This is a genomic window from Actinomadura craniellae (assembly GCF_003289645.1).
Taxonomy (GTDB): Bacteria; Actinomycetota; Actinomycetes; order Streptosporangiales; family Streptosporangiaceae; genus Actinomadura_D; species Actinomadura_D craniellae.
On the sequence record NZ_QLYX01000005.1, the window covers coordinates 319,693 to 332,239 of the forward strand.

General features: G+C 71.6%; 15 protein-coding genes. 6 read left to right on the forward strand and 9 right to left on the reverse strand.

Annotation, left to right across the window (positions count from 1 at the left end):
- Position 1: 1 nt before the first annotated feature.
- The 3 genes from DPM19_RS13760 to DPM19_RS13770 all read left to right on the forward strand — a co-directional run bounded on the left by DPM19_RS13760 (position 2) and on the right by DPM19_RS13770 (position 2,438).
- On the forward strand, positions 2–1,060 hold the full coding sequence (locus DPM19_RS13760; protein WP_111867121.1) for an aspartate-semialdehyde dehydrogenase: 1,059 nt from the start codon (positions 2–4) through the stop codon (positions 1,058–1,060).
- Complete coding sequence (locus DPM19_RS13765; protein ID WP_111867123.1) at positions 1,060–1,689, forward strand: LysE family translocator; 630 nt, start codon at positions 1,060–1,062, stop codon at positions 1,687–1,689. Before DPM19_RS13760 ends, DPM19_RS13765 begins: the two co-directional genes overlap by 1 nt.
- 80 nt (positions 1,690–1,769) lie before the next feature.
- Entirely contained in the window at positions 1,770–2,438 is a 669-nt protein-coding gene (locus DPM19_RS13770; RefSeq protein WP_111867126.1) for a TetR/AcrR family transcriptional regulator, read from the forward strand.
- Between the two features lie 80 nt (positions 2,439–2,518).
- Here DPM19_RS13770 and DPM19_RS13775 read toward each other — a convergent pair whose 3' ends face one another.
- From DPM19_RS13775 to DPM19_RS13790, 4 genes are all read right to left on the reverse strand, one after another.
- Entirely contained in the window at positions 2,519–3,151 is a 633-nt protein-coding gene (locus tag DPM19_RS13775) for an NAD(P)-dependent oxidoreductase (RefSeq protein ID WP_111867129.1), read from the reverse strand.
- Positions 3,152–3,223: 72 nt separating this feature from the next.
- The gene (locus DPM19_RS13780) at positions 3,224–4,987 is read right to left on the reverse strand and encodes a S9 family peptidase (protein ID WP_111867131.1); all 1,764 of its coding nucleotides are present in this window, start codon (positions 4,985–4,987) and stop codon (positions 3,224–3,226) included.
- Positions 4,988–5,043: 56 nt separating this feature from the next.
- On the reverse strand, positions 5,044–6,174 hold the full coding sequence (locus tag DPM19_RS13785) for a hypothetical protein (RefSeq protein WP_111867134.1): 1,131 nt from the start codon (positions 6,172–6,174) through the stop codon (positions 5,044–5,046).
- 130 nt (positions 6,175–6,304) lie between these two features.
- Positions 6,305–7,438, reverse strand: a complete 1,134-nt coding sequence (locus tag DPM19_RS13790) for a hypothetical protein (protein WP_111867137.1) — start codon at positions 7,436–7,438, stop codon at positions 6,305–6,307.
- Positions 7,439–7,760: 322 nt separating this feature from the next.
- Here DPM19_RS13790 and DPM19_RS13795 point away from each other — a divergent pair, with 322 nt between their 5' ends.
- Positions 7,761–7,982 carry a hypothetical protein gene (locus DPM19_RS13795; RefSeq protein WP_111867141.1) on the forward strand — a complete coding sequence of 74 codons (222 nt, stop codon included), beginning with the start codon at positions 7,761–7,763 and terminating at the stop codon, positions 7,980–7,982.
- 7 nt (positions 7,983–7,989) lie between these two features.
- On the opposite strand, the gene DPM19_RS13800 is transcribed toward DPM19_RS13795, so the two are convergent.
- From DPM19_RS13800 to DPM19_RS13810, 3 genes are all read right to left on the reverse strand, one after another.
- On the reverse strand, positions 7,990–8,571 hold the full coding sequence (locus DPM19_RS13800) for a hypothetical protein (protein WP_111867142.1): 582 nt from the start codon (positions 8,569–8,571) through the stop codon (positions 7,990–7,992).
- Between the two features lie 59 nt (positions 8,572–8,630).
- Positions 8,631–9,293, reverse strand: a complete 663-nt coding sequence (locus DPM19_RS13805; RefSeq protein ID WP_111867143.1) for an SDR family oxidoreductase — start codon at positions 9,291–9,293, stop codon at positions 8,631–8,633.
- Positions 9,294–9,528: 235 nt separating this feature from the next.
- Entirely contained in the window at positions 9,529–9,993 is a 465-nt protein-coding gene (locus DPM19_RS13810) for a MarR family winged helix-turn-helix transcriptional regulator (RefSeq protein WP_199485072.1), read from the reverse strand.
- A gap of 92 nt (positions 9,994–10,085) precedes the next feature.
- On the opposite strand from DPM19_RS13810, the gene DPM19_RS13815 reads away from it, so the two are divergent.
- Entirely contained in the window at positions 10,086–10,550 is a 465-nt protein-coding gene (locus DPM19_RS13815; RefSeq protein WP_111867145.1) for a DUF2269 family protein, read from the forward strand.
- Between the two features lie 236 nt (positions 10,551–10,786).
- On the opposite strand, the gene DPM19_RS13820 is transcribed toward DPM19_RS13815, so the two are convergent.
- Positions 10,787–10,981, reverse strand: a complete 195-nt coding sequence (locus DPM19_RS13820; RefSeq protein ID WP_111867146.1) for a DUF397 domain-containing protein — start codon at positions 10,979–10,981, stop codon at positions 10,787–10,789.
- Entirely contained in the window at positions 10,978–11,796 is an 819-nt protein-coding gene (locus tag DPM19_RS13825) for a helix-turn-helix domain-containing protein (RefSeq protein ID WP_111867148.1), read from the reverse strand. The genes DPM19_RS13820 and DPM19_RS13825 overlap by 4 nt, the downstream gene beginning before the upstream one ends.
- 220 nt (positions 11,797–12,016) lie before the next feature.
- Between DPM19_RS13825 and DPM19_RS13830 the strand changes: the two genes are divergently transcribed.
- Positions 12,017–12,544 carry an ATP-binding protein gene (locus DPM19_RS13830; RefSeq protein ID WP_146778856.1) on the forward strand — a complete coding sequence of 176 codons (528 nt, stop codon included), beginning with the start codon at positions 12,017–12,019 and terminating at the stop codon, positions 12,542–12,544.
- Positions 12,545–12,547 lie beyond the last annotated feature (3 nt).

The following is a 12,547-nucleotide window of genomic DNA, read 5'->3' on the forward strand; positions in this document are numbered from 1 at the left end:
GATGAGCAAGAAGCCCACCCTGGCCGTGGTCGGCGCCACCGGCGCCGTCGGCACCGTGATGCTCGACATCCTGTCCACCCGCGAAGACGTCTACGGCGAGATCCGGCTGGTGGCCTCGCCCCGCTCGGCCGGTAAGAAGCTGACGGTGCGCGGCGAGGAGGTCGAGGTCGTCGCGCTGGCGCCGGAGGTCTTCGACGGCGTCGACGTGGCGATGTTCGACGTCCCGGACGCGGTGTCCGCGGAGTGGGCGCCGGTCGCCGCCGCCCGGGGTGCGGTCGCGGTCGACAACTCCGGTGCGTTCCGGATGGACCCGGACGTGCCGCTGGTGGTGCCCGAGGTGAACGGCGAGCAGGCCCGCAACCGGCCGAAGGGCATCATCTCCAACCCCAACTGCACCACCCTGTCGATGATCGTCGCGGTTGGGGCGCTGCACCGCCGGTACGGGCTGCGCGAACTGGTCGTGGCGTCCTACCAGGCGGCCTCCGGGGCCGGCCAGGAGGGCATCGACGCGCTGTACGACCAGCTCGAGCGGGTCGGCGGCAACCGCGAGCTGGGCAACCGGGCCGGCGACGTCCGGGCCGCGGTCGGCGACGGGCTGGGCCCGTTCCCGGCGCCGCTGGCGATGAACGTGGTGCCCTGGGCGGGTTCGCTGAAGGACGGCGGCTGGAGCTCGGAGGAACTCAAGGTCCGCAACGAGTCCCGCAAGATCCTCGGCCTGCCCGACCTGCGGGTCTCGGCGACGTGCGTCCGTGTCCCGGTGGTGACCACCCACTCCCTGGCCGTGCACGCGGTGTTCGAGCGCGAGACCGACCAGCGGGAGGCGCAGGCGCTGCTGGCCGGCGCGGCCGGCGTGGTCCTGGTCGACAACCCCGAGCTGCACGAGTTCCCGACCCCCGCCGACGTGGTCGGCACCGACCCCACCTGGGTCGGCCGGGTGCGCCGCTCGCTGGACGACGCCCGGGGCCTCGACCTCTTCCTGTGCGGCGACAACCTCCGCAAGGGCGCCGCCCTCAACACGGCCCAGATCGCCGAACTCGTCGCGGCCGAGTTCACCGGCTGATGGTCGACGGGGTCCAGCTGCTGGCGTTCGCGGGAGTCTTCCAGCTCGGCGTGATGGCGCCCGGCCCGGACTTCGCGGTGATGGTGCGGAACTCGGCGCTGTCCGGGCGGACCGTGGGGATGGCGACCGCGTTCGGGATCGCCTCCGGGGTGTTCGTGTGGGCGATGGCCGCGGCGCTGGGCGTCGCTGCCCTACTGGCGGCATCGGCGACCGCCTACACGGTGGTCAAGCTGGTGGGCGCCGGTTACCTGCTCTACCTGGGGGCGCGGGCCGTGCTGGCGGCGGTGCGCGGCGGCGGCCCGGCCCCGCGGGCGGATGAGCCGGAGCGGGGCCGGACCCTGTGGGCCGGCTTCCGGCAGGGGCTGCTGTGCAACGCGCTCAACCCCAAGGCAGCGGTCTTCTTCGTGGCGCTGATGCCGCAGTTCCTGCCGGCGTCCTCGGGCCTCGCGGACGTCCTGCTGCTGTCGCTGGTCGCGGTGGCGCTCGCCGCCCTGTGGTTCGTCCTGGTGGCCAATGTGGTGGGGGCGCTGCGCCGGTTCTTCGCCCGGCCCGCGGTACGGCGGCGCCTCGACGCGATCACCGGTTTCCTGCTGGTCGGCCTGGGCCTGAAACTCGTCGTGGACCGCTGACCGGACGCCCGTCCGGGGTACCGGCCGTCCGCCACGGGATCAGGCGGGCCCGGGGCTGCCGCACCGCCTAGGGTGGCTGTGTGACGGAGCCGAGGGGCGGGCGGTCGGAGCAGACGCGAGCGGTGATCGTTGATACGGCGCTGCGGCTGTTCCGGGAGCGAGGGTACGAGGCGACGACGATGCGGGCGATCGCCAAGGAGGCCGGGGTCTCGGTCGGCAACGCCTACTACTACTTCGGCTCCAAGGAAGAGCTGATCCAGGCGTACTACGACGAGTTGCAGGAGGCGCACAACGCCGCCTGCCGGGCGGTGCTCGACCGGGAGCGCGCGTTCGCGCCGCGGCTGCTGGGCGTGCTGCGCGCCCGGGTCGACACGATGGTGCCCTACCACCAGTTCGCCGGGAAGTTCTTCAAGTTCGCCGCCGAGCCGACCAGCCCGCTCAACCCGTTCAGCGCCGAATCCGGCCCGGCCCGGCAGTCGGCGCTGGCGGTCTACCGGGAACTGGTCGAGGGCTCCGACCTCAAGATCGAACCCGAGTTCCGGAAGGAACTGCCCGAACTGCTCTGGCTGTACTCGATGGGCATCGTCCTGTACTGGGTGCACGACAGCTCGCCGGGCTGCGCCAAGACCTACCTGCTGGTCGAGCGGACGGTGCCGCTGGTCGACCGCATGGTGTCGATGTCCCGCCTGCCCGGCTTCCGGTCCGTGGCCCGGGAACTCGTCGGCGTCATCCGCGACGTGCGCGCCTGAGACCCGGCGAGAACCGGCCCGTGCCGGGACGGACCGCCTGCGCGTCCGGAGCCCCGTGCGGCCGGTTCTCGCGGGGCCGGTCAGCCGATCGAGACGACCGTCCGTGCCGAGGCCGGATTCTCCAGGAGGTTCAGCATGCAGTCGGCGACGTCGGCGCGGGACACCCTGGCCCGGCCGCCGACGTTGCGGTCCACGGCGGTCCGGTACTGGCCGGTGCAGGGTTTCCCGGTCAGCCGGGGCGGGCGGACGATCGTCCAGTCCAGGTCGGTGGCGCGGAGCGCGTCCTCCATTTTCCGGGTGTCGGCGAAGGGGTGCCGCAGCACGAGGCCGAGGAGCGGTTTCAGGACCCAGCGGACGAGCGGGGGGTCGCCGGGGCCAGGGTAGGCGCCGCTCGCGCTGACCACGATCAGCCGGTGCACGCCGTGGGACCGCATGGCCGCGATCGCGGCGGTCGTGGCGTCGGAGCAGATTGAGGTGGGGCCGAGGTCGTGCGGGCCGAGCACGGAGAGCACCGCGTCCCGGCCCGCCACGAGCGGGCCGAGGGAGTCCGCCGTCAGGGCGGCGGCGACGGCCACCCCCAGCCGGGGGTGGGAGTCCACGGTGAGCCGCGCCGGGTCCCGGACGACGGCGGTGACGGTGTGGTCGCGTTCCAGGGCCTGGAGCACCAGCGGGGTGCCGGTGCGCCCGGTCGCCCCCAAGATCGTAATCTTCACGACATGTCACCCTTCGTCGATGAGTGATAACTCATTGTAGAAAGGTGGGGTTCGCCGGGCAGCGCCGGCCGGTCAGTCCATGCCGAGGTGCCGTCGGGCGAAGTCGATCTCGGCGGCCATCTGGGTGATGCGCTCCTCCACGACCAGGGAACCGTGGCCGGCGTCGTAGCGGTAGACCTCGTACGGCTTGCCGAGCTCGGCCAGCCGGGCCAGGTAGTTGTCGATCTGCCGGATCGGGCAGCGCGGGTCGTTCTCGCCGGCCAGGACCAGCACGGGCGCCTTGACCCGCTCGACATAGGTGATCGGCGACGACTCGCGGTACCGGTCGGGCACCTCCGCGGGCGACCCGCCGAACAGCGACCGGTCGAACGCCTGGAGCGCCTCCATCTCGTCCTCGTAGGCGGCCACGTAGTCGGCGACCGGCACCGCGGCCACCCCGACCGTCCAGTCACCGGGCCGGGTGCCGAGCCCGAGCAGGCTGAGGAAACCGCCCCAGGAGCCGCCGGTGAGCACCAGCCGCGCCGGGTCGGCCAGCCCCGCGGCCACCACGTGGTCGCGGACGGCCGTGATGTCCTCGATCTCGGTCAGCCCGACCCGGCCCTCGATGGCGTCGCGCCAGTGCGACCCGTAGCCGGTGGAGCCCCGGTAGTTGACCCGGACCACCGCGAAGCCATGGTCGACCCAGGCCGCCACGACGGGCGAGAAGGAGTCGTCGTCCTGCGCGGTCGGGCCGCCGTGGACGTCGAAGACGGTGGGGTACGGGCCGTCCCCGGCGGGCCGGGACACCAGCGCGTGGATCCGGCCGCCGGGGCCGTCCACCCACAGGTCCTCGACCGGCACCGACGGCGGCGCGACCGGGCCGGGCGGGGTCAGCACCACGGCACCGGAGGTGGAGCGGATCACCGGCGGGGAGGCCGCGTCGGACCAGGAGTACTCGATGGTCCCGTCGGGCCGGGCGGTGGCCCCGCCGAGCACCCCGCGCGGGGTGTCGACCCGGGTCAGCGCGCCGGTGGCCAGGTCGTGGCGGTACAGCTGGTCCCGGGCCTCGTGCGAGTGGGAGATCAGCAGCGCGGTGGCGTCGGGGTACCAGTCGGCGCCGACCTCGCCGGGCAGATCGAGGACGATCTCCTGCTCGGTGCCGGCGACCGGGTCCCAGACCAGCAGCTCGGGACGGCCGCGCCGCTCGTGGCTCACCAGCAACCGGGAGTCGCCGGCCACCGGGGCGAAACCGAGGCCGTCGAGGCCCTTGCCCGAGCCGTCCCACAGGTCGGCGACCGGGGAACCGTCCGGCCGTACCACGCGCAGCGCCAGGTGCCGGCTGTCGCCGTGCTCGCTGTGGTTGATCGCGAGCAGGGTCTCGTCCCGGGACAGGCCGACCAGGTGCGCGTCCTCGGCGTGCTCGTACACCGTCGCGGGCGCGGCGCCGGGCGGGCACAGGTGGATCGAGGTGCCGTGCTCGCCGCTGCGCCCGACCACCGCCAGCCCGCTGCCGCCGACGGCCAGCCCGGCCGGGTAGGAGGGGGCGAGCGCGGGGACGGCGGGCTCGTCGGCGCCGCCCTCGAACGGCTGGCGCATCCAGACGCCGAACTCGTCGCCGTCGGTGTCGGCGAACCACCAGATCGACCGGCCCGAACGTTCGACACCGCCCATCCAGGTGCCGTTGGGTCGGTCGGTGACCTGCCGCCGGGTGTCGGTGGTGCGGTCCCAGGCGTAGATCTCCCAGGTACCGGTGACGTTCGACCGGTACACGCAGCGGTGCGGTGCGTCGTCCGCCCAGCCGGGCAGGCTCACCCGGGCCGCCCGGAACCGGGCCTTCCAGCGCTCGTCGTCGACCATGGTCCAAGTATCGCGGAGCGGCGGGGCCGCTCCGTCCGGAACGGCCCCGCCGGAGGTCAGCGGACGAGCCTGAAGATCGCCCCGGTGTTGTGGACGACTGGGTCGACTGCCTGCAGCAGGCCCACGCCGTAGACCTGCCGGGTGCCGGGGACCAGGGCCAGGTCGTAGAGGGCCGGTACCGTTCCCGCCGGTGTGGTGACCGCGGCGGTGGTCCAGACGCCGCCTCCCGAGCGATGCCTGATCACCTGTGGTTCCTCGGGTCCCGGGCGGGCGGCGAACCAGAAGCCACGCCGCCCGTCCGGGGTGATCTTGTCGATGGCGCCCGCCCCGGGGACGTCCACCCGCCGCCACCGAGTCCCGTTCCAGCGGATCAGCACCGGTTGCTGGGTGGAGACCTCGTTCTCGGTGCGGCTCACGGTGCCGGTGACCCACACGTCCTGGGCGGAGCGGGCCACGATTCCGCTGAGGAAGACGCTCTGGGAGGTGCCGGTTGCGTCGCTGTAGGGGATGTCGGGTGGCAACACGTCCCCGGTCGGTACCTCCTGCCAGGAGGTGCCGTCGTAGTGGACGACGGTCCTGGTGTCGCCCGAGGCGCCACGGGCGATGCCCCAGATGTCGGTCGGTGACACGTCGCTCGCCTTAATGATCGCGAAGGGCGTCTCCATCTTCGTCCAGGTGGCGCCGTCGTAGTGCCAGGTGCCGGCACCCCAGTCCCGGCCGTGGGCGCCGAAGACCCACACGTCCGACGGGCCGAGCACGGTGATCCCGGTGACGTCACCGACCTCCCAGCGGCCGGCGACGTTCCACTGCGCGCCGTCCCACCGCAGGGCGTAGGAGGGGCCGCCCTCCTCCCCGCCGATCGCCCACACGTCGGTCGGGGACAGCGCGTCGCCCGCGGTGAGCACGCCCGTCAGGCCGGTCGGGGTGGCCACCCTGCGCCAGGCCGAGCCGTTCCAGCGGAGGCTGAGCGGGCGGCTCCGGTAGTCCTGCTGGGGCCTGGTGCCGGTGAGCGCCCAGACGTCGCGCCGGGTCACCGGGACGACGCCGTAGATCACCTGGCGGTCCACCTGGTGGACGACCTCCCAGGTGAGGGCGTCGGCCGAGGCGGAAGGGGCCAGGGCGCCCACCGAGGCGAGGCCGATCGCCACGGCGACGGCGCCGCGGCTCAGCTGCCGGGTCAGGATCATGGATCTCCTTCGGGGAGGGAACCGCAAGAAGATGATCTTGCCGACCCAATGAAGCACACGGGTCGGACATCCCGGCCGCCCGTACCCGCCCGGCGACGGGGCCGCCCCGTCCGGGGGCGGCCCTGCCGGATCAGCGGACGAGGCCGAAGACCGCCCCGTCGGAGGATCCCTGGTCGGCCGGGCGCAGTTCGCCCGAGCCGACGGCCTGCCGGGTGCCGGGGATCAGGGCCAGGTCGGAGAAGGACGGGGTCAGACCCGCCGGCACGGTGACCGTGGCGGTGCTCCAGACGCCGCCAGCCGACCGGTGCTTGATCGTCTCGGGTCCCTCCGCCGGGCGGGAGAGGAACCAGAAGCCGCGCCCGCCGTCAGGGGTGATCTCGCCGAGCGCGCCCGTCTCCGGGGCGCCCACCCGCCGCCACCGCGTTCCGTTCCAGCGGATCAGTACCGGTTGCTCGACGAAAGTCTCGTTCTCCAGGCGGTTGACGGTACCGCTGACCCACACGTCCTGGGCGGAGCGGGCCACGATGCCGGTGAGGAAGACGCTCTGGTAGGTCCCGGCCTCTTCGTCGAAGGGGATCTCGGGGGGCAGCGCGTTCCCGGTCGGGATCTCCCGCCAGGCGGTGCCGTCGTAGTGCGCGACGGTGCGGGAGTCGCCCGTGGCGCCGCGGGCGATGCCCCAGATGTCGTTCGCGGACACCTTGCTCGCCCTGCGGACCGAGAAGGGTGTCTCGACCTGCGTCCAGGTGGTGCCGTCGTAGTGCCAGGTGCCCGCGCCGGCGCTGCCACCGGATGCGCCGAAGACCCACACGTTCGTCGGGCTGATCGCGGTGACGCCGGTGAGCTGGCCGCTCTCCCAGCGCCGGGCGACGTTCCACCGGGTGCCGTCCCAGCGCAGGGCGTAGGACTCGCCGTCGTCCTCGCCTCCGATGGCCCACACGTCGGTCGGGGACGGCGCGTCGCCCGCGGTGAGCACGCCCGTCAGCCCGGCCGGCGTGGGCACTTCGCGCCAGGCCGAGCCGTCCCAGCGGTGGGTGACCGGGTGGCTCAGGTTCGGTCGGGCGGGGTCGCTGCCGGCCAGCGCCCAGATGTCGCGCCGGTTCACCGGGAGGACGGCGTTGATCCGGTCGTACTCGGATTGGTCGAAGGTCTGGACGACCCGCCAGGTGAGTGGGGCGGCCGAGGCGGGCAGGGCCGAGGTGCCCACCACGGTCAGGCCGATCGCCACGGCGGCGATGCCGTGGCCGAGGCGCCGGGTCAGGATCATGGATCTCCTTTGCAGGTGAATCGGGCCGTATCGAAAAGGCGGTACTGCCTGATCAATAAAGCAGAGGAGCGTGACGATTTAGCGTTTTGTCCTTATATGGCCAGATAGGGGGACCGGGGGCTCACTGGAACTGCCGACCCGTTCGGGGTGCGAAGCGGCGTCCGGCCGCCCGGCCCGGGCGGTCCGCCCGCCGCGGCGCTCTGCAACGCGTGCCGACGTGGTCACCGAACGAAGTTCCGGATCCGTTCCGGGCTCGCCGGCGTCTCATTCACCGTTGGCGGGAACGGCCGGGGGCCGCCCGATGATCCAGAGTGGGGAACCGATGTCCAAAGCTCGTTTCGCGGCGTTCGCCGTCGTCGTCACCGTGGCCGGGGCGGGGCTGACCGCGTGCGGGGGCGACCGCTGGTGCGAGTTCGACGCCACCGACACCAAGGTCGCCGACAGCTACTGCAAGGCGGGCACTCCGGGGTACGAGTGGGAGCCCGACTCCGACGGCAAGACGAAGGTGAAGAAAAAGAAGAAGTCCTCCAGCAAGCGCCACTAGGCACCTGTCAGCCGCCCAGGTCCTCCCGGCTCCGGTCCAGGCCGAGCCGGGCGGCACGGCGGGCGGGGCCCGGCCCCAGCATCCTGAGGACGATGCCGGGCGGGTTGTCCGAGACGTAGTCGAGGTCGGCGGACACCGTCGAGAGGCCGCACACCTTCGCCACCAGGCGGTCGACCCGGTAGATGTTCAAAGCGGAGACCACCAGCGTCACCGGCAGGAAAATCACGTAGGCGAGCAGCAGGCCGAGGAGGAACGGCAGGCCCCGGCCCAGCAGGCTCACCAGCACGTGCAAAGTGCCAATGGCGGCAAGCACCCCGAAGACGGCCGTCTGCAGCACGATGCCCTTCCTCAGCGCGATCATGGCTGCCACGTAGGCCAGTTCCGCCTCCTGGACCGGCGGCGGGAGGTCATCGAACCTCGGGTCGATCCATACCTTGGATCGCCGACCCGAGAAGAAGACCATCACGCCTTCGGGCTGCCATGACGGCACCGACCGGTACTTGATCTTCGGGGGGCGAACTCCGAACCTCGCCGCCATGTCGGCCATCCGGGCGTCGTGCGGGCGGGTGACCGAGAGATCGTCGGGCACGGCCGACCTCCTGCCGTGGGGGGAGACGACCGGATCATGGCACGGCGTGCCCGCCGCCGTCACCCCTGCCGCAGCGCGCGGACGGCGTCGGGGACGGGGGTGTCGCCGGCCACGAGTTCCAGGGTCCGGCGGGTGGCGGCGTCGGAGGACAGGATCTCGGCGATGACCAGGGCGACGTCGTCCCGGCTGATCGGGCCGCGCGGCACCGGGGGTTCGGCGAGGGTGACCCGGCCGGTGCCCGGGTCGTCGGTGAGCATGCCCGGGCGGATGATCGTCCAGTTCAGGTCGCGGGCGCGCAGGTCCTCCTCGGCCCGGGTCTTGGCGTTGATGTAGGCGGCCCAGGCCTCGCCCCGGGTGGCCGAGGGGGCCCGGCCGGCGCCCATCGAGGAGATCTGCACGTAGGTCGGGACGTCCGCCTGCTCGGCCGCGTCGGCCAGCAACTGGGCGGCGGCGCGGTCGACGGTGTCCTTGCGGGCGATCCCGCTGCCCGGGCCGGCTCCGGCGGCGAACACCACGGCGTCCGCCCCGATCAGGTACGCGGCGACCTCGTCCGTGCCGGCCTGCTCCAGGTCGCACAGCACGCCGCGGGCGCCGAGGGCGTCGATGTCGGGGACGTGGTCGGGGTTGCGGACCAGGCCGACCGTTTCGTCCCCGCGCTTGGCCAGCAGTTCCGCCAGGCGCAGCGCGATCTTTCCATGGCCGCCCGCGATCACGATCTTCATGAGGTCATCCTTCCTGCCGCCGACCGTACGCGCTGATGAATGCCCGCTCCGGCCCGCCGGGAACACCACCGGGCCGGGGACGCGCCGGGCCCGAGGTCTCCGCACGTTCGAATGGGGTTTCCTCGTGTCCGGTCGCGCCGGGCCCCAGGTGCCTGCCGGTTCACCGTTGCCGTCACGGCTCGCTCGCGCCCGGGTGCGCCGGGCGGGGTCTCCTCGCGTTCGGGCGGGGTGGGGCTCAGCCGCCCGGTTTCTCCGGTTCCGGGGCGAGGGCGCTGTCCGCCATGCGCATGAGCATGGGGGCGAACTCCCGCTGCCGGTCGGGTGGCAGCGCGCCCATGAGCAGGGCGTCGACGTCGGCGATCCGCTGCCGGAAGTCCCGCAGGACGGCATGGCCGTGGGGGGTGACGCGGAGTTCCGCCGTGCGTCCCCGGCCCGCAGGGGAGTCGCGCTCGACGGCGCCCAGCTCCTCGAGCTGGCGGACGGTGGCCTGCATGCTCTGCGCGGTGACCCCGGCGCGGCGGCCCAGTTCGCTGTAGCTGATGCCGGGGACGCGGACGAGGTGCCCCAGCGCGCTCAGGTGCCGCAGCGACAGGCCCTGGCCGGCGAGGGAGTCGTCGATCCGCTCCCGCAGGGACCGGCCGAGCAGGATCAGCAGCATCGTCGGGCTCATCATCACCGACATGAGCTCCTCGTCCTCCATGGCGCCCTCCCCTCTGGGCCCTAAGTCTGCCGCGTGCTAGCCTCGGCATAGTTTAAGTTAGACTGAAACTCGACCGGATAGAGGACGCCCCCATGTCCAAACTCCTGCTCAGCCTGCACGTGCTCGCCGCCGTGCTCTTCATCGGTCCCGTCACGGTCGCGGCGAGCATGTTCCCCGCCCGGGCCCGCGCGGCCCTCGCCGCGGACGCCGACCGCCCCGCGGCCGTCGCCTCGGTCCGGATGCTGTACCGGATCACCCGCGTCTACGCGATCATGGGCCTCACGGTCCCCGCGCTGGGCTTCTTCACCGCCCAGTCCATGGGCGTCCTCGGCGACCCCTGGCTGCTCGTCTCGATCGCCCTCACCGCCGTCGCCGTCGGCGTCCTGCTGCTGGTCGTCCTCCCCCGCCAGGAAGGCGTGCTGGAAGCCCTCGACGGCACCGGCCCCGACCCGGCCACGCTGTCCCGCCTGGCCATGTTCACCGGGATGTACTCCCTGCTGTGGACGGTGGTCGTCGTCCTCATGGTCGTCCGCCCCGGCTCCACCACCGGCGCCTGACCCGACCACCCGCCCACCTGACAGCGCCCCACCAGCAGCGCCACCCACACACTCACAGATCCTTCAGCATCAGAGGCGCTGTAGCACACCGGATCCTGAAGGATCAGCAAGCCAAGGCCCTGGCCCGGCTGATCCTTCAGCATTCAGGGCGCCATAGCGCACCGAAGGCTGAAGGATCAATGAGCGGAGGCCTGGGCTTTCCTACCTGCGCCAGTGTGCTCAGGGCCCCTCATTGCCTATCGAGCCTTTTCGTCGCTCCTGATGCGGTTTAGGAGTGTGTGGAAGGTGTTGGGGGTGAGGGTGAGGTGTCCGGCGTTGGGGTTTTTGGAGTCTCTGATGCCGATGGTGCCGTTGAGGTTGGCCACTTCGACGCAGTTTCCTTGCTGGGTGCCGCTGCGGGTGCTCTTGCGCCAGTGAGCGGATTCGCTCATGTGGTGTCCTCCATGAATTTTCTGATCAGTGCCCGGGAGGGTTCTTCCGGCAGGGCCTTGGCGTTGATCCGGTGGTAGCGGATGGCGAACCGCCGGACCTCTGAGGGGGATGAGACGAGGCGTCCGCCCTCGGGTGATTCGGTGTAGGCCACGTCGCCGAACTGGTCGCCGGAGAGGAGTTCGAAGCTGCCGTCCAGGCCAGGGTACGCTCCGGTTTCCCATGTGCGCGGGATGACCTGGATCGTCACTCTAGTGCGCTCGGACAGTTCCAGGAGCCGCGCGAGTTGTCCGCGCATGATCTCGGGGGAGCCGATGGGCCATTCCAGCACGGTCTGGCTGAGCAGGACCGACATGAACGGCTGGGGTTCTTGGTCCAGGAGCTGTTGGCGGGCCATGCGTTCGCGGATCAGGTCTTCGGCGTTGGGGGCATCGCCGGTGATGAACAGGGCGCGTGCGTAGTCCTCGGTCTGGAGCAGGCCCGGGATGGTCTGCGCCTCGAAGATCTTGAGGAACTGGGCGCGTTGTTCGAGGTCCACATATTGGGCGAACCACTGCGGATCATGGCCGAGAGCGGCGTACCAGACCAGCATGGAGAACAGCCCGTCCATGTCCCACGCACGGTCCAGGGCTTTGGCCTGTGTCCCGTCCAGTCGCGTTTCACCGATCTCGATGCGAGAGACGGTCGCCTTGCTGCAACTCATGATTCGGCCTACGGCCTCGCCGGAGAGCCCGCGCTTTTGCCGGTAAAGACGCAGGTAGAAGGCGGTTAAGTTCCACAGATTGCTCTTGGGATCCGGTGACGGGTTGGTTGCCATGGGTGAGATTCCTTGTCTCGCGTTGTCTCATATCTGGCCGGGACAAGAGACAACCTAGCTCGTGGCGGGCCACGATTCAGGCTCCTTCGCAGACCGAAGGCAGAGATGACGGTCCTGGTAGCGCTAGATCACGGGTTCACCGCTGTGACTCCTGAGACGGCGCCTCGGCCAAGAGGGGCAACTGATGGTGCAGGCATCCCGTTTGGTGGAGTATGCGGAGTTGGCCGCGACGAAGAGCGCTCCGGGGTGGGCGCGGCGGCTGGCGGTGGAGACGCTGACCGGGTGGGGGCTGCCCGGCGCGTGCGAAGTGGCGCAACTGGTGGTCAGTGAACTGGTCACTAACAGCGTGAACGCGCTGGAGAAGGCCGCGCAGCAGATCGCGCCGGAGGTTCCGGTGGTGCGGTTCCGGTTGTCGGCCGGACTCGGGCGGGGCGGGCCGGTGGTGACGGTGGAGGCATGGGATCAGATCCCGTTCCCGCCGGTACGGCGCTCACCTGGAGCCGGAGAGGAAAGCGGGCGGGGGCTGTTCCTGGTAGAGGCCGTCGCGGAGAACTGGGGCTGGTACTGGCCCGACCGGCAGGTGAGCCGGGACATGGAGTGGTGCCCCGCTGAGCCGGGGCGGATCACGCAGAACACGGCCGTGTTCGGGAAGGTGACCTGGGCAGTGGTGGCGGGCGGGGACGAAGACGGGAGACCCGTCGGCCACGGCACCGGAACCAACAGCGCCGGAACCAGACGCCAGGCGTAACCC